General features: G+C 41.4%; 10 protein-coding genes. 5 read left to right on the top strand and 5 right to left on the bottom strand.

Annotated elements, in window-relative coordinates:
* Positions 1 to 143 precede the first annotated feature (143 nt).
* The 5 genes from NBH14_RS04005 to NBH14_RS03985 all read right to left on the bottom strand — a co-directional run bounded on the left by NBH14_RS04005 (position 144) and on the right by NBH14_RS03985 (position 8,231).
* A complete protein-coding gene (locus NBH14_RS04005; RefSeq protein WP_186959876.1) occupies positions 144 to 1,508 on the bottom strand; it encodes an alpha-L-fucosidase in 1,365 nt (454 codons plus the stop codon).
* 227 nt (positions 1,509 to 1,735) lie between these two features.
* Entirely contained in the window at positions 1,736 to 2,149 is a 414-nt protein-coding gene (locus NBH14_RS04000) for a hypothetical protein (protein WP_186959875.1), read from the bottom strand.
* Between the two features lie 145 nt (positions 2,150 to 2,294).
* The gene (locus NBH14_RS03995; RefSeq protein ID WP_186959874.1) at positions 2,295 to 3,923 is read right to left on the bottom strand and encodes a RagB/SusD family nutrient uptake outer membrane protein; all 1,629 of its coding nucleotides are present in this window, start codon (positions 3,921 to 3,923) and stop codon (positions 2,295 to 2,297) included.
* Between the two features lie 37 nt (positions 3,924 to 3,960).
* Positions 3,961 to 7,344, bottom strand: a complete 3,384-nt coding sequence (locus NBH14_RS03990; protein ID WP_250817150.1) for a TonB-dependent receptor — start codon at positions 7,342 to 7,344, stop codon at positions 3,961 to 3,963.
* Between the two features lie 218 nt (positions 7,345 to 7,562).
* The gene (locus NBH14_RS03985; RefSeq protein WP_186959873.1) at positions 7,563 to 8,231 is read right to left on the bottom strand and encodes a FecR family protein; all 669 of its coding nucleotides are present in this window, start codon (positions 8,229 to 8,231) and stop codon (positions 7,563 to 7,565) included.
* Between the two features lie 515 nt (positions 8,232 to 8,746).
* Between NBH14_RS03985 and NBH14_RS03980 the strand changes: the two genes are divergently transcribed.
* The 5 genes from NBH14_RS03980 to NBH14_RS03960 all read left to right on the top strand — a co-directional run bounded on the left by NBH14_RS03980 (position 8,747) and on the right by NBH14_RS03960 (position 17,438).
* Positions 8,747 to 9,691 (top strand): FecR family protein, encoded by a 945-nt coding sequence (locus NBH14_RS03980; RefSeq protein ID WP_186959872.1) that lies wholly within the window; start codon positions 8,747 to 8,749, stop codon positions 9,689 to 9,691.
* 160 nt (positions 9,692 to 9,851) lie between these two features.
* Positions 9,852 to 13,211, top strand: a complete 3,360-nt coding sequence (locus NBH14_RS03975) for a TonB-dependent receptor (RefSeq protein ID WP_186959871.1) — start codon at positions 9,852 to 9,854, stop codon at positions 13,209 to 13,211.
* A gap of 14 nt (positions 13,212 to 13,225) precedes the next feature.
* Positions 13,226 to 14,734, top strand: coding sequence for a RagB/SusD family nutrient uptake outer membrane protein (locus NBH14_RS03970; protein ID WP_186959870.1), 1,509 nt, complete (start codon positions 13,226 to 13,228; stop codon positions 14,732 to 14,734).
* An 87-nt stretch (positions 14,735 to 14,821) separates the two neighbouring features.
* Positions 14,822 to 16,639: a DUF4091 domain-containing protein gene (locus NBH14_RS03965; RefSeq protein WP_186959869.1), complete on the top strand. Its 1,818-nt coding sequence runs from the start codon at positions 14,822 to 14,824 to the stop codon at positions 16,637 to 16,639.
* 223 nt (positions 16,640 to 16,862) lie between these two features.
* Positions 16,863 to 17,438 carry an RNA polymerase sigma-70 factor gene (locus NBH14_RS03960; protein WP_250817148.1) on the top strand — a complete coding sequence of 192 codons (576 nt, stop codon included), beginning with the start codon at positions 16,863 to 16,865 and terminating at the stop codon, positions 17,436 to 17,438.
* The last annotated feature ends 27 nt before the right edge of the window (positions 17,439 to 17,465 follow it).

Raw genomic sequence — 17,465 nt, 5'->3', positions numbered from 1 at the left:
TTTAGATAGAGGTAGGTGTAAATCAATTTAGACGTACCTCTAAATCAATTTACACCTACCTCTAATTTCAATTAGACGTACCTCTTTTGGAAAAGACTTTTTGATGAAGTCAGGAAATGTCCGTTATTTTCCGGGTAGGTCGTTCAGATGGTTTCAAAAACTGAAAAGTTCATGATCAGGGGATCAGCTTTTGATTCGTCTACAACTAATTTGATTGCATCGAGCGTTTGTGCTTCAAACCTGTTTATATGTTTATGGCCGATGCAGGTACCCGAAGAAAGGTCAATCCATTCATTATTCATTTTACCTTTCAGGGTATATTTCAGAACCCGTTCTCCTTTTGAGATATCTTCCTGCAGGATGACACGGTTGATGCTGACCGGTTTGTCGAAAGAAATGACAAATTCCGATCCGGTGCCCGATGTTTGTTGCAGCGGACTACCATATTGGCGTGTAATCTCTTTGCCCAGCGCTTCCACTTGGCGGACGTCGGCATCCGGAATAAGTCCCTTGTCATCGATAACTAATCCCAACAGCATATTTGTGTTTCTTCCTACACTGGTCTCATATTTTGTCAGCAGTTCAGGGAGAGTGAACATCATGCTGTCCTGTCCGGCCGTCCAGAACCAGCCGCCCTGGAAGGAACGGTTCCAGCGCAGGGTGAAATCTGATTCCCCCGGACACCAGAACGGGGCGAAAGGATCGCCGTTCAAGCCATTTATGACACGCGTGCCGTCGGCATTGGTTGTCGAATCGGCAGTAGACCAGCACGGATAAGGGGCGACACCTTCCTCATTGCCTACCCATCTGATCAGGTTTGGATGACCGTACGGACCCTGGAAAGCGATGGCATTGGGTTGTAGTTTCTGTACCAGGGATAGTACGTCTGCACCGCCCTGGTCTTTGGAAAGCACGCCGCCATCAAACCATATTTCAAATAATTCCCCGTAATTGCTCCATAACTCAGTCAATTGCTGAGTCACAATTTTGTTGTATTCTTCCTGAGTGACCGGACTGCCTTCCTGGACAACGCCGGGATTGTCTACATACAGATAACCGTTTGCCGTTGTGCTGGCATAGATTCCCGGTTTGATATTATACTTTTTACAGGAAGCGATAAAATCGGCAACAATATCACCTTCGCCGTTTTTCCAGGGAGATTGTTTGATACTGTAATCATGTGCTTCCGTTGGCCACAGGCTGAAGCCGCTGCAATGCTTGGCTACCAGTACGGCATATTGGGCTCCCAGTTTGTGCGCGGTTTCCAGCCATTGGTCGGTATTCAATTCTGTCGGGTTGAAAATGGATGCGTCCGGATGCGTTCCCCATTTCCTGAAATTGTAGTCCGGTTGGTAAACAGGCATATCAAAATGGATCAATACGCCAACTTCGGCATTGGCCCAGGCCAGTTGCCGTGCGTTTGGGGTGACAACGTTCGTCGGTTCGTTGGATGAACAGGAAACAAGAACTGACAAGGCTGCCAGTAATCCTACAAATGTTTTTTTCATGATTGAGTCAGATTTTTATGTAAAAGAATAAGTCAATAAATATATAGATAATTACTATTTACTGAATAGTAATAACATATAATAATTGAAAAGTATATTGATAATATACTTGCTGAAATATATATTGTTACCTAAATGCTTAAGTAAGTGGGAGTTCTTGCTTTAACAAGAGAGAAAGAACTCTAGGGGAAGATAGTATACTTTTCAAATGTTTTGAAGAACTCTTTTTACTGACTACTTATAGTAATAAATAGTTCCATATTTACAAAGATTGAGTTAAAGGTCCCTATTTGAATTGGGGTATTAACATCGTATTTTATTGTACCATAGATGTTTCCACTACTAATTACACCAATATATTGCTTTCCGGTACTATTTTCAAGATTTAGATATAAAGTAACAGGAGCTAATACATTGCCGAAACTATCAGTAATTTTTCCATTAGTAGGATAAGCTCCATTAGAATTTAGATCTACGGTGAAACGATATTTGTTTTCACCGGATGCGAAAAAAGTATAGGTACGTATACTACTGTCACGGTATGTATAGGAATCACTTGCAGTCTCGCGAATTTGATAAGTGTAACCATAAACAGACATAAATAATGAACAAAATAGAATGGAGAGGAATAACTTTTTCATGATAATTGAATTTGAAATTGATATTGCTGTAAGGGACTAAGTCCTCAATTGTACTAGTAATAAATCAGATATAAAACATTGAGTTTTTATTAATTTAAATATGTCATTCGATGTTTTATATCTGATCTATATAATAGAACTTTAATTAGTTTGCCCAACCCGGATTTTGAGGTAATAAGTTCGGATTGTAAGTAAACTCGTCTGTCGGGATCGGATACAGGTATAAACGATCGTACCATGTGCGGGTCATACCCGGATAAACAACACGGTATTCACCTGTTGCCGGATCGCGCGGACCTAAATAAGTTTTTATGTTTTCCAGTAACTTCCCTGCTTTCCATCTGCACAAATCGTTCCAACGGAGGCCTTCGCAAGCCAACTCTACACGACGTTCGCGACGAATTTCGTTTAATAGAGGAGAGATGGGAACTTCCCATGCCGGCCAGTTCGGATCGGTAAATCCTACATCTGTTGTCAGATGTTTCATGCCTACACGGTCACGCAGTTTATTGATCGTTTTGTCCAGAACCGCCTGGTCGCATTCACCCAATTCGGCTTTTGCTTCAGCATAATTCAGAAGAACTTCACCGTATCGGTAGATCAGGTCGTCCAGTGTACATTTAATATATTCGTTATCTTCCGCTAACGGAGAATACATTTTGTATAAGCGGTAACCTGTATTTGAGAGATTACTGAATACCGGAGAATTTTCATATTCTTCAGAACCATCTGCCAATATAGCTATAGGACGTTCTGGTGTGTATATACATTGTTTCAAACGCGGGTCACGATTTTCAAACTCATCAGTGAATTTTACGTCACCTTTATACCGGTCGCTTAGAGCAATAGGTTTACCATCATCGCATAAGAATGATTCTACAAAGTCCTTGGTCATACCAGTTTTTGCTTCACGGACTGTACGAGGTCTGTTATTCATGCGTTTATCTGTCACATAGGCAGCAAAAAAGATTGCTTCCTTATTGTTTGAATAATCTTGTTGGTTGAACAGTGCATGATAGTCGTCTTCAATATTACCGGTAGAGTAAACAGTAAAATTACCACTATTGATAATTTTTTCGGCAGCATCTACACTAATACGTAGATACTTATCTGCATTTTCAAGATTTCTGTATTTTCTCCAGGTTCCTTCAAACAGACATACCCTGGATTTCAGAGTCAATGCAGCATATTTACTTAGACGTGAGTCTTGCATTGTTTCCGGCAACCATTCGCTGGCTTTGTCCAGGCAAGCATAGATAGAGTCGATAACAGCTCCGCGATCATTACGTGGATTGTATAGTTCTTCGGAAGAAGTAGTCAGGTCTGTTGTCAACCAGGGTACATCACCGAATCGAAGAACTTTTTCGTAATAGAACTTGGCTTTAAAGAAGTAAATCTCCCCTACATACTGGTTGATCTTTTCAGCATTCCCCTCAACGGTATGATAACGGCTCAAAAAATAATTACAACTTCTGATATTAGCCCAATCGCCTTTAGCCCAACCCCCTCCGGCTGTAGGGATGGTGTAATCACTCCAAACAAAGTCATCCTTAGATTGAGGTGCCTGATTGTCTGAGGCATTGTCACTGTTATATATACCGGTATTATCCAGTGTTGTATAGAACTGGTTGGCAAAGTTTTTCAAGTCGCTTTCAGTCTTCCAATAAGTCTCGTCATTGATCTTATCTTCCGGATACAAGTCCATAAAGTCGTTATTACATGCGGAAAATCCAAGTAATAAAGACATGCTTGCTATATAATATACTTTTTTCATTCTGTTCTTAATTTTAATTATTCTACAATGTTTCATCTTAGAATGTCAGGTTAGCACCAAAAGAGAATGACCGGATAAATGGATAAGCATTTACTGTAGCCAATTCAGGATCGAAAGTGTCAGGCATTCCGGAGAATTCAAACAAGTTGTCTGCATTGAAGTAAACTCTCAGCTTGGAGATTTTAGCCTTTTCCGTGATATATTTAGGAATAGTATAACCAAGAGCGAGCTGTTTACAACGGATATAAGCACCATTCAACATGAAACGGGTCTGGTTTTCATTTACAGCAGAACCGTTCATACGGGCACGTGGAAAGAACGCATCGCGGTTGTCTTCTCTCCAATAGTCATAATTCATCTTTTGGGGAACAGACCACTCAGATGTATAATGAGACAGATAGAATGTCTTTGACGGTATAATATCACGTTTCATAGTGCCCTGGAAGAATAACGTGAAATCGAAGCCCTTATACTCGGCTGTACCACGGATACCGAAGTTATAACGCGGTGTTTCATTACCGATGATCTTCAGGTCACCTGAGTTGTTGACCGTGTTTTCGCCTCTTGTAACCTCTCCGTCACCATTCAGGTCGGCAAATTTGATATCACCGGCATATTGCGTATAACCGACTATTTTTGACTGGTTCCATGAAGAGGCTTCTTCGTCAGACTGGAATAAACCATCTGTTACGAATCCCCAGATTTCACCCAGCTTTTTACCTTCATAATAATTGTCAGACAAGTTTTTTGTCGGATTATCATATTTGGTGATTTCAGCCTGATAGTCTGATAAAGATAGCGTCGCGCTATAGGCCAAACCATTCTGTAAGGCCGATTTCCAGGTTAAAGCAACTTCCCATCCACTGGTTCTCAAATCGGCAGCATTCATCTGAGGTTCAGAAACACCTAAAATGGAAGGTAATGTTTTTGATTTTGTCAACATGTCTTCTGTTGTTCGAACGTAATAGTCGAATTCTCCGGTCAGCTTGCTGTCAAACATAGAGAAGTTAAAACCTAAGTCCCATTGTTTAACTGTTTCCCAGGTTAGCTGGTCGCTTACCAATCCCGGAGCATATACACCCATCTGTTTTTCACCGCTAAACAGGTAGCCTACTTCACCTGTGGTATAGGTAGAAATATAGGGATAATACATGTCATTACCACCTTGCAGTAATACCTGATTTCCTAAAGCTCCGTAAGAACCTCTGATCTTGAAGTCATTTACGATATGGGCGATCGGTTTCCAGAATTTTTCCTGTGAAAGTCTCCAACCCAATGAGAATGTCGGGAAGAATGCAAAGCGGTCATCTTTCGGGAAACGTGAAGAACCGTCGTAACGGCCATTTACCTGTACCAGATATTTGTCGTCGTAAGCATAGAACAGACGGAAGAAAGCACCACGGATGGCCCACTGGTTCATATAATCACTGGTCGAGCGGTCGCCGGTTGCCAGGTTCAGAAATGGAATATCGTTGGCGATCAGATTATTTCTGCTCAGACCCACACCTTTATAAGTCGCATTTTCCTGGTTGAAACCGATCATTCCTTCCAAAGCATGTACTTTGTTGATTTTCTTCTTATAAGTAGCATATGCATTGAATACGTCGTACTGCGATTCTCTTTTGTTATAAGAGACCTGATTCGGAGATGTATGCGGGAAGATTGAACCCTGATTTCCATCAGCGTCATAGTCGATGTATTCACGTACATGGTTCTTGAAAGAATAGTTATAGTAGTTATATGTATAATCGAAGTTGATTTCCAATCCTTCGAACGGGTTCAGTTTAGCGAATGCCGTTGCATACATATTATTGTTTCTCATTTCGGCAGAACCACCTTGTGATAACCAGGCTGCCTGATTCGTAAAGTAACCGTCGCCACAGTAACCGGCAAAATGTCCGTCCGGATGATAAACCGGCATCAGAGGGCGGCTGTCGCCCGGAATCGTAGCTCCCAAAGAGTTGCTACCATATTTATTTTGTGGACCGGTATTCATTTTTACCATTGACAGAGTTGCTCTCAAGCCAACCTGCAACCAGTTGTTCACTTTGTAGTTTACGTGTTGCAATACATTGAAACGTTTGTAATCTTCGTCTGTCCATTTAGAGATACCGTCCTGCTGGAACATACCGGCCGATGTCATATATTTTGCTGTTTCGCTACCGCCTTGTACACTGATGTTGTACTGTTGCATCGGATAACTTTTCTTATTCAAGGCTTCATACCAGTCGGTATTGCCACAATAACGGTATTTGCTGGCTGCATCGTCCGGATGATGGAATACCGGAAGATTATTGACCGGATCATTGTAATAATTTCTGACATGCTCCATAGTAATGTCATCGAAATAGTTACTACCGTTGCTTGTCGTGTTGGCATCATTCATCCATTGGGTATATTCCATGGAGTTCATATAATTGGCATGAACGGTCGGAACGTTGATGGAATAGTTTGCGCTCAGTGAAACGACCGGTTTTTGTGATACGAAACCTGTCTTAGTGGTGATCAGGATTACACCGAAAGCGGCACGTGCGCCATAGATAGACGCGGAAGCCGCATCTTTCAGAACGGTTACATCCTTCACATCCTGCGGGTTAATCAGGTTTGGGTCCATTTCGATACCGTCCACCAGGACCAGCGGACCTCCGCCGGATAAGTTTGTCGTACCACGGATATTGAATGTCGAGCCTGTTCCCGGAGCACCGTTGGAAGAGCTGATATTCAAGTTGGCAATTGCGCCCTGCAACCCCGCTCCCAGGTTGGTCAACGGACGGTCTTCGATCACTTCCGAGCCGACAGTTGCCACAGAACCTGTCAAGTCTGCTTTTTTCATGGTACCGTATCCTACGACAACGACTTCTTCCAATGTCTCGGAGTCTTCCTGTAAGATGATTTCCATTCTTCTTCCGGCGTTAGCTTTCACTTCTTCTCTGACATAGCCGATGAAAGTGATTACCAGCGTTGAACCTGACTTTGCGTTAATAGAAAAATTCCCTTCTACGTCCGTTGTAGTTCCGTTGGTTGTTCCTTTTTCAACAATGTTGGCTCCGATAACGGGGTCTCCATTGGTGTCGATTACTTTACCTCTGATTGTACTACTTTGTTGCGGAGCGGCAGCCATAGTCTGTTTACCAAGTACGATATGGTTTCCTTCTACAGAATATGTGATACCCGAATCAGCCAACAATTCTTCCAGTACTTTTGAGACAGGCTGGTTTTTAGCCTTTAACGACACCTTCTTGTTTACGTTTACCTGGTTGTTGTAGATAAACAGGTAATCAGTCTGGTGTTCTATCTCGTTCAGTACTGTTTCCAGTTGAACATTTTTCTTGTTAATACTGACCCTCGCATTTTGTGAATGTGTATTTTCTGCAAAAGTGCAGAACACACATACTAAGAGCAGGAATGTCGTGATTCTCATAATTCTGAAAATTTTTAAGGGTCGCGGTGCCCGATAATTACACCTCGACAAAGTGTTTTCTTTCATACTTTGTTGTGATTTGAAATTAATAAATTAATAATTTAGTTTGTGTTAATTGGATGTCTGCCGGCTATTGCCCCCCAGCTTTCACCGGCATTACGGTTAACAAATTTTTTATCCCATAAGCATTTTAATTTAGGTGAAACATATTGTTAAAATCATTTGATATAAATAATGTGATTGTCGTCATCCCGTTCATAGGCAAACTTTATATCTTTTTGTAAAACCCTCAATGCATAATCAACGCCGTCGGTTTGTCTGAACTTTCCTGTATACAAGTATTTTTGTACTTGTTTATTTGTGATATAGATGTTTATCCCATAGTATTTCTCAAAATCTTTCATGATCGATGCAAATGTCTCGTTCTTGAAACAGATCAGGCCTTCCCGCCAGCGGTAAGGCGTATAATCGTCTACCGGTTTCACCCGTAGTTTGCCTTCATATAGATAGGCTTTGTTATTTGGGGTGAGCATCAGGCTTTCGTTTGCATCGGTCAGGGAAGAAATCCTCACACTTCCTTCCATCAGGGTTGTTTCAAATATTTCTGTTTCCGAATAAGAATCGACATCGAATTTAGTACCCAATACCTCTACGTTATAATTATTTGTTTGCACGATGAACGGTTTGTTTTTATCTTTTGTCACATCGAAATAGGCTTCGCCGTCCAGTTTTACCAGACGTTCCTTTTCGTTAAAGGTGATTGGGTATTGAATGGTAGTCCGTGCGTTCAGCCAGACATTTGTTCCGTCAGCTAATGTAATATTGATGCGTTGTCCTGCCGGGACAGTGATTGTTTGCAATGTTATCGGAGTCTGTTCCGTTTGCATTTGCCGGTAGATAAAACTCCCGCCAAGCGTAAGGGCGATGACTGCGGCTATTTTGATTAACTCAGTTCTAAGAGAACTAAGGTTTATCTATTTCTCTAGAAAGAGTTTTAATATTTCTTTGGAAGGATTCAAAAACAGGCCCGGCAGGATAAAAAAAGAAATAAAATGTAAAGTATCATTTTATTTCAGCTCTATTGGGCGGATCGGATTTCTACCGCAGAAAGTTTCTTTCGCTAAAATTCCCCACTGTTTTTGTTTATGTGGGGAATTTTCCCCACTACAAAGGGGAATAATCCCCATTACAATGGGGGAAAATACCCAGTGCAATGGGGTGAGAGTTAGGCTTCGCAAACAAATTTGATAAAATCAGAGCTGTTTCTGTCTTTATTGACACCACTGGAGACAATATCATATAAAGGAAAAATTGAGTTTGTAATATTTTTTTTATATTTTTACTAGGGATATGCAAGTGTGAACTGCTATTAATATAGAAGGGTAATCCTAAACGATATAAAATGAACAAAGATATATTATATAAATTTTTTGAAGGCAACGCATCATTCGAGGAGGAAGCGGCTGTAAAACAGTGGATGGAAGAGTCTGCTGAGAACCGCCTGGCCTTTTTGAAAGAACGGAAATTGTTTGATGCCATGTTGCTTTTGGGGAATGAAGAAATAATTAAGAACGGAAAGAAAAGATTTTCTATAAACCTTAGTTCTCTTAGAACTGAGTTAATCAAAATAGCCGCAGTTGTCGCAATCACTTTGGGAGGAAGTTATTTTTATTATCAGTCTTCGTTGGAAAAAGAATTGATGGCGATGCAGACAATCACTGTCCCGGCAGGCCAACGTATCAATATCACATTGGTCGACGGCACAAATGTCTGGCTAAATGCCAGGACTTCACTGTCATATCCGGTGAAATTCGGTAAAAATAATCGCCAGGTGGTATTGGATGGCGAAGCCTATTTCGATGTGACAAAAGATAAAAGCAAACCGTTCATCGTGCAAACGGATAATTATAACGTAGAGGTATTGGGCACCAAATTTGATGTAAATGCCTATTCAGAAACAGGCGAGTTTGAAACAACGTTAATGTCGGGTAGCGTAAAGGTAGCTTCAGCAAGCGACTCCACACAAAAAATAACTCTGAAACCGAACAATAAGGTTTATCTGCAAGATGGAAAATTGCATGTAACCGCTGTGGACGACTATAATCCTTACCGATGGAAAGAAGGCTTGATTTGTTTTAAGAATGAAACGTTTACATCCATTATGAAAGATTTTGAAAAATACTATGGATTAACAATTCAGGTGAAAAACAAGAATGTCTTTAAATACGTTTACACGGGTAAATTCCGACAGACAGACGGTATCGATTATGCGCTGAGGGTATTGCAGAAGGATATAAAGTTTACTTATCAGCGGGATGACGAGAACCAGATAATTTATATAGAATAAGATTGTAATAATGATATTTATTAACTTTAAAAGAATGCTTATGAATAATATACATGATCACTAGCTGAAAAATGCCGGCAAACGCTGGGGGGCAATTACCGGCATTCAATCAACACAATTCAATTAAAAACTGTATTAACTTCAAATCATCAACAAAGGTATGAAAAAAAACTCTTTGTCGGGTAGGTATTATCCTAAAAGCCCGAAACTTAAACAAATCTTTAGAATTATGCGAATCACCACGTTCTTACTTTTAGTATGTGTGTTCTGCTCTTTCGCAGAAAATACACATTCACAAAATGCCCGGGTGAGTATTAGTAAACGTAATGCCCAGCTGGACGAAGTATTAGGCGAAATCGAAAAACAGACCGATTATCTGTTTATCTATAATAATCAGGTAGATGTGAACCGCAAGGTCTCTGTCAAAGTTAAAAATGAGCCGGTATCGGCAGTCCTTAAAAACATCCTGAAGAATTCGGAAATCGATTTTGATATGGAAGGTACGCATATCGTACTAACCAAAGTAACAGGAAAAACGGATGCTGAAATCCAGCAACAGGCAAGAAAAATCGATGGAACGATACTCGATTCAAACGGCGAACCGGTTATCGGGGCGAATGTAGTTGTGAAAGGAACTACCAACGGAACGGTTACAGACATAAATGGCGAGTTTTCAATTGAAGCGGAAGCTGGTTCTATATTGAATATTTCTTATATTGGTTATTTGACAAAAGAAATACCGGTAGGAAATGAGACGAATATCCGTGTGGTATTGGTGGAAGATTCCAAAGCACTGGATGAAATTGTCGTAATCGGATACGGTACACAGAAGAAAGCCGACCTTACCGGTTCCGTGGCAAATATCAGTACCGAGAAGCTGAGTACGCAGAGTAATGTGAATATCGGGCAGGCCCTTCAGGGTAAAATTGCCGGGGTCGATATTGTGTCCCAGGGTGGCGCTCCGGGACAGAGCAGCCGTATCATGGTTCGTGGTATCGGTACCTTGAACAATGCCAGTCCGCTGTATATTGTGGATGGAATGTATATGAGCAGCATGGACCATCTGAATCCGAACGATATTGAAAGTATAGATGTGCTGAAAGATGCTTCTTCTGCTGCCATCTATGGTTCACGTGCTGCCAATGGCGTTATTATTGTTACCACAAAATCCGGTTCCAATACGGAAGGAAAACCGATTATCGATGCTTCGGTAAATGTCGGTGTGCAAACTCCGTCCAAATATCTGGATATGCTGGGTGCGGAAGATTGGGCGCGCCTGACAACCGTTTCCCGTCAGGCTATCGGTGCCAGTCCGCTTGAAATGGCAACCGATATGAAAGAAAGTAATGACTGGCAGGATGAAATGATGGGACCTGCCCTGATGCAGAATTATAACCTGACGGTCAGAGGCGGCACAAAGTATTTTACTTATTATACAGGTCTTGGTTATGTCAATCAGGACGGAACAATAAAAGGTACGAATTACCAACGCTATAATGCCCAGTTTAAATCGGAATATAAGCGTGGTTGGTTTACTTTTGGAAACAATGTCGTGTTCAGTTCACAACAGAATAATCCTTTGTACGGTTTTGCACGTGGTGGTTATCTGGGTATTATTCTTCAGTCTATACCGACTCTTCAAAAATATGATCCGACCAACGAAAAGGGAGGCTATGGTAAAGTGTATGGTGATGCAACCGATATTCCTAATCCGCTGGGTATCCTGGATGAAAACCTGACGCGCAGGACATGGAATGCTTACAATGCTTATATCAACCTGTATGCAGAGGTTAAATTGCCTTTAGGATTTAAATACCGTCTGAATGCAACTCCTGATCTCTCCTTTGAGCGGAATACGTCTTATGAAAATATTTATGATTTCGGTTTGCGTAATAATGCAGTGTCCAACATGACCGAATATCGTTATCAAAAGAATAATTTCCTGATTGAAAATCTGTTGACATTTGATCAGACATTCGGTAAACATAAAATCAGTGCTTTGTTGGGATATTCTTATCAGAATTATCATACCCGTTATATACTGGCTTCCGGTAAGGGGTTGCCTGAAGGAATAACTGAAGTAGGTGCTGCTACACAGGACCGTATGAATGATACATGGTCGAAAGAGAGCGCGTTGACCTCAATCATTTCCCGTGTATTCTATTCATATGATAATCGTTATTTGATTACGGCAACTTATCGCCGGGACGGTTCTTCCAAATTTGCCAAAGAGAATCGATACGGACATTTCCCCTCTGTTTCGGTCGGTTGGAATATCGCAGAAGAACATTTTATGGAACAGTCAAAGGATTGGATGGACCAGTTGAAGTTGAGAGCGGGATATGGTATCCTGGGTAATCAGGAAATTGACGACTATATGTACACCAGTGTTATTACATCCAATATTAATTATCCGGATGGCAACGGCGGTTTGATCAGTGGTGCATTCCCCAAAGATTTTGCGAATCCGGCAATTAAATGGGAAGAAACGGAAATGACCAATATCGGTGTAGATATGGCTTTTATGAACTCACGGTTGATGGTCACGGCTGACTGGTATCGTAAGAATACTAAAGATATTTTGTTGACAGTGCCTATTCCTATCTCGACAGGCGGTGCAAACGATCCCGTCCGTAATGCCGGTAAAATCAAAAATACAGGTGTGGAATGGACTGTGGGTTGGAATGATGCCCCTTCAAAAGATTTTTCTTATGGAATTACCTGGACCGGTAATGCGATGAAAAATGAAGTAGTAGAAATGGGAGATGCCAATCAAGTTATCGAAGGTGGTAAAAACCGTACCAATGTAGCTACAACCCGTACGTTGGCCGGCTATCCGATCGGTGGTTTCTGGTTGATCCCAACAGAAGGTCTGTTCCAGAACCAGGCGGAGATAGATGCATATGTAAAGGATGGTAATTTGATTCAGCCGAATGCAAAACCCGGAGATATCCGTTTCAAGGATTCTAATGGTGACGGAAAAATTACGGATGACGATCGTGTCTATTGCGGCAGTCCGTTCCCGACACTGACTATGGGATTAAATCTGAATGCAAGCTACAAGGGATTTGACCTTTTATTGGGCATGCAGGGTGTTTTTGGCAATAAAGTGTATAATGGAACCCGTTTAGAGTTGGAAGGTGTAAACAAAGGAACGAACTTCCTGGCTTCTACGCTCGATTACTGGACTCCGGATAATCCCGGTGCATCGCATCCCCGTTTAGTTTGGGATGATCCGAACCAGAACACCCGGCCCCAGAGTGATCGTTTCCTTGAAAACGGTTCATTCTTCCGTCTGCGTAATGTCCAGTTAGGATATACATTCCCGAATCGTTGGTTCCAGGATAAAATACAAAAACTGCGTGTATATGTGAATGCGGAAAATTTGTTTACAATCACAGGATATAGTGGTTACACTCCTGACATCAATAATGCAGACAATGCAACGTCCCGTGGTTTCGATAATTTTGTTTATCCGACAAACAGAGTATTCATGTTGGGACTTAATCTTACATTCTAAAAAATCATGTCATTATGAAAACATTAAAATTAATCATATTCGTTTTTATTGCCGTTGCACTCAATAGTTGTGAAGGCAAACTGGATCTGACTAATCCGAATAAGCCGACCGGAGAAACTTTCTGGAAGACGGAAGCCGACTTCAGACAGGCTATGGCCTCTTGTTATACGCCGCTAAAAAACTGGAATGGCGGATATTATGGAACCCGTGGACTGATGACCCGTATTTCACGTGCGGATGATATTGAGTTCCGTAATGATATTCAGGAAATATATTCAATGCATCGTTTCACGAATGATCCGAACAATGCAGTGGCAAATAATATCTTTTATCAGTTCTACAATGCTATTTACAGGGCTAATTCTATTTTGCAAGAAATAGACGGTAAAGATTTTACAGAAGAGTTCATTGACCAGATTCGGGGCGAAGCTCTTTTTATCCGCGGTATGTATTATTTCCAGCTGGCAAAAGAGTTTGGTGATGTTCCTCTGCGGTTAACAGCTTCTCAGGACCCGGCAACTTTCCAGTTGGCTAAATCGAGCCAGGCAGAAGTGTACGGGCAAGCCGAAAAAGACTTTATCGAGTCAGCATCTCTGCTGCCTTTGGCAAATGATAAAGGGAAGCCGACACGGGGAACTTCGTATGCTTATTTAGGTAAATTGTATGTGTATATGGAAAAATGGCAGGAAGCTAAAAATACCCTGGAACCATTGACTAAAGCTCCGTATACGTATAAACTGGTAGATGATTTTACCTGGAATTTCGATGAGGAGCATGAAAACAATGCAGAAAGTATTTTTGAGATCCTCTATGAACCGGTTGGCGGATCGGACCAGTGGGATAATGGTGAAACAGCCAATTCTGCCCAGTCGACCACCATTGCCGTTGAATATGCGGCCGGTGCTGTTGGCGGATGGTTTGAGGCAAAACCGACCCAGAAGATGATGGATATTTTCAGGAAAGAAAGAGCGGCAAACGGAGAGTATGATTATCGTACATTGACATCTGTGGCCTGGGATTATCCCGGTTGTATGTATTATATGAAGCCTATTCAGGAAGTATTATCCGGTGAAGACCTGAGTTCATACTGGATCCTTAAATATCAGAATTCCAAAACTCGTGAACAGGAAGTGGAAACAATTCCTTCCTATATCAACGAACGTGCCATGCGTTTTGCCGATGTGATTCTGTTATTGGCTGAGTGTGAGCTGAATCTGAATAATACGGCGCAGGCAATCGGTTACATAGACCAGATACGTACCCGTGGAGGTAACTTGCTTCCTTATTCCGGCAAGACAGATGCTGCATCGGTTAAGGAAGAACTGATCCATCAGCGTGCTATCGAGTTCTTTAAAGAAGGGGAACGTTTCTATGACCTTCGTCGTTGGGGGTTGCTTGAACAGGAGTTGAAAGCGCAGGACCCAATTCGTTTTGCCAGCTTCCAGAAACGTCATTATTATTTGCCCATACCGGCTAAAGAGATACAAACCAACTTGTTGTGTACTCAGAATGGTGACTGGTAATTGAATAGAATAAGTTGACAGGATAAGGCCGTTACCGTCTGGCAACGGCCTTATTTGTCTCTGATAACAACGTAAAAACATATTTGTATGAAATCGAATAAAATAATAGTTGCTGTATTTTTAAGTATCAGTTTTAGTATACAGGGACAGGCGCAATCAATGGTAGGAGCCACTCATTCCGGCCAATCTACCGGGCAAACACCTTTTCCCGTAGATACGTATGCAGAATTGCCTAATCCGGCAACAACGGATCCGGGATTATGGAAAAATGTAAAAGGGACAAGTGTAAGTTGGGGTTCTACCGATATACGGTATAAAAAAGAAGAACCGGCACCAGTCGGCCGGATAAGTAAAGAGATCGAACTGACGGCATGGAAGGGAGAACGTGTTGCTACCCAGTGGGTTGTATGGAGTGATCAACCTTTACATAGTCTATCCTTTTCTGTAACGGAACTGGTTCATAAAAATAAGAAAAGCAAGATTGGTCAGGATCGGTTGCTGTCAGGTTTTGTTCGTTATGTAATGACAGACGAACTGAATAAGGATGGAATGGGGGGATGTGGCTCCCGTCCGGATGCTGCTGCATTTGATTCGTCATTGGTTGCTGATCCGATAGATCACCTGACAAAAGTGCTTTCTTTACCGGAGCGTACTACCCAGGGAGGATGGGTACGCGTATGGGTTCCTCAAGATAGCCCGGCTGGTATTTATGAGGGCAAAGTGGTTTTGAAAGATGGGGATAAAACACTCGGGGAACTTATTTTAAAAATCAATGTGAAAGATCGCATCTTACCTATGCCGTCCGAGTGGACTTATCATCTTGACTTATGGCAGAATCCGTTCGCAATAGCACGTTATCATCAGGTTGAACCCTGGAGTAAGGCTCATTTTGATTGTATGCGTCCCTATATGGAGATGTATCGCCAAGCGGGAGGAAAGGTCATAACTGCCTCCATCATGCATAAACCCTGGAATGGGCAAACGTACGATTATTTTGAAACGATGATTACCTGGATGAAGAAAGCAGACGGTAGCTGGTCTTTTGATTACACTGTTTTCGATCGGTGGATAGAGTTTATGATGAGTGTCGGTGTAACGCAGGAAATAAACTGTTATTCGATGGTTCCCTGGAGGTTATCTTTTCAGTATTTCGACCAGGCAACCAATAGTCTGAAGTTTATAGAGATGAAACCCGGTGATCTGGAATATGAAGATATATGGGGAACTATGCTGAGATCGTTTGCTGCTCATTTGAAAGAAAAAGGCTGGTTCGATATTACCCATATTTCTATGGATGAACGTCCTATGGCGGTTATGCAGGAAACATTGAAAGTGATACATAAGGCCGATCCAGGCTTCAAGGTTTCTTTAGCCGGTGCTTTACATGAAGAACTGTCTGACGAGCTGGATGATTACTGTGTGGCATTACGGATGAAATATTCAGAAGAGATGAAGGCTAAACGCAGAGCTGAGGGTAAAGTCACTACCTTTTATACCAGTTGTGAAGAACCTCGTCCGAATACATTTACCTTTAATCCGCCTGCCGAATGTGAATGGTTCAGTTGGTATGCGGCGAAAGAAAATCTGGATGGTTATTCCCGCTGGGCATTGAACAGCTGGGTGATCGAACCGTTGCTTGACAGCCGCTTCTATACCTGGCCGGGAGGAGATACTTATTTTATCTATCCGGGTGCAAGAACCTCCATGCGTTTTGAACGTCTGATTGCTGGTATTCAGGCATTTGAGAAAATCAGGATTTTGAGAGAGGAGTTCAATTTGTCGGGGAATCAACAGGCAAAAGCTAAAATAGATAAGGCATTGAGTCTGTTTGATGAAAATACGCTGGAAACTGTTCCCGCTTCAGTTGTTATATCTAAAGCAAATAAGATCATAAATAGTTATTGATATCGATCAGCCTTATAAATTGTAATAGGAAATGCCGGATAAAATACTTTGTCCGGCAAGCATAATAATGAAGATTAGAAGAGGGAAAGGTTGTAGTCTTTCCCTTTTTACTTTTATGTGGCATAGGAACAAAACTTGGAGGTTTAACATTATATACAAAAAAAATTCCTATGTTTGTAAATAACTTTATTTAGAGAGACGGGAGACAATAAGTACCTTAGGTGTGAGATCTGTGATTATGGGAATGAATGTAGAGATTGAAGAAAAATATTTGAAAGAACTTGCAGGAGGCAGCCGTAAAGCCTTTGAAGTACTTTATATGACGTACGCTCCCCGTGTCGAGTATTTTTTGCGTGGCTTGCTTAAAAACGATCTTGAAGCGGAGGATATAACACAAGACATATTTTATAAGATATGGAGTAATCGTGAAACGATTGCCCAGATCGATTCGTTTAAGTCTTACCTGTTCCGTATGGCGAAAAATGCCGTATACAATCATTATTCCCATTTGCTGGTTAAAGAAAACTATATCGAGATCGAGAAGAACAAACAAAATTATGAGGATTTGATCGAGGAGAAAATACATGCCGAAGACCTGGAACTGCTCATCGTTATGTCAATAGAGAAAATGCCGCCTCAAAGAAAGAAAATATTTAAGATGAGCCGGTTTGAACATTTATCCAATGATGAAATCGCACAACAGTTGAATATTAGCAAACGTACTGTGGAGTCTCACATCTCGCAGGCAATGAGTGATTTAAGGAAGCTTTTGGTTTTGTATGTGATCACTTTCATGTAAAAAAATAATTTTTTTTTCAATAAGACT

It is taken from the genome of Parabacteroides caecihominis (assembly GCF_023656785.1).
GTDB classification, from domain to species: Bacteria; Bacteroidota; Bacteroidia; order Bacteroidales; family Tannerellaceae; genus Parabacteroides; species Parabacteroides segnis.
Note: the sequence above shows the minus strand (reverse complement) of the source record. Positions and strands in the feature narration are given on the sequence as shown.

What these genes read in the sequence shown, in the direction of transcription:
- NBH14_RS04000 (WP_186959875.1), bottom strand. Translation starts at nt 2,149, where the DNA reads ATGAAAAAGTTATTCCTCTCCATTCTATTTTGTTCATTATTTATGTCT.
- NBH14_RS03990 (WP_250817150.1), bottom strand. Translation starts at nt 7,344, where the DNA reads ATGAGAATCACGACATTCCTGCTCTTAGTATGTGTGTTCTGCACTTTT.
- NBH14_RS03980 (WP_186959872.1), top strand. Translation starts at nt 8,747, where the DNA reads ATGAACAAAGATATATTATATAAATTTTTTGAAGGCAACGCATCATTC.
- NBH14_RS03965 (WP_186959869.1), top strand. Translation starts at nt 14,822, where the DNA reads ATGAAATCGAATAAAATAATAGTTGCTGTATTTTTAAGTATCAGTTTT.
- NBH14_RS03995 (WP_186959874.1), bottom strand. Translation starts at nt 3,923, where the DNA reads ATGAAAAAAGTATATTATATAGCAAGCATGTCTTTATTACTTGGATTT.
- NBH14_RS03985 (WP_186959873.1), bottom strand. Translation starts at nt 8,231, where the DNA reads ATGCAAACGGAACAGACTCCGATAACATTGCAAACAATCACTGTCCCG.
- NBH14_RS04005 (WP_186959876.1), bottom strand. Translation starts at nt 1,508, where the DNA reads ATGAAAAAAACATTTGTAGGATTACTGGCAGCCTTGTCAGTTCTTGTT.
- NBH14_RS03975 (WP_186959871.1), top strand. Translation starts at nt 9,852, where the DNA reads ATGAAAAAAAACTCTTTGTCGGGTAGGTATTATCCTAAAAGCCCGAAA.
- NBH14_RS03970 (WP_186959870.1), top strand. Translation starts at nt 13,226, where the DNA reads ATGAAAACATTAAAATTAATCATATTCGTTTTTATTGCCGTTGCACTC.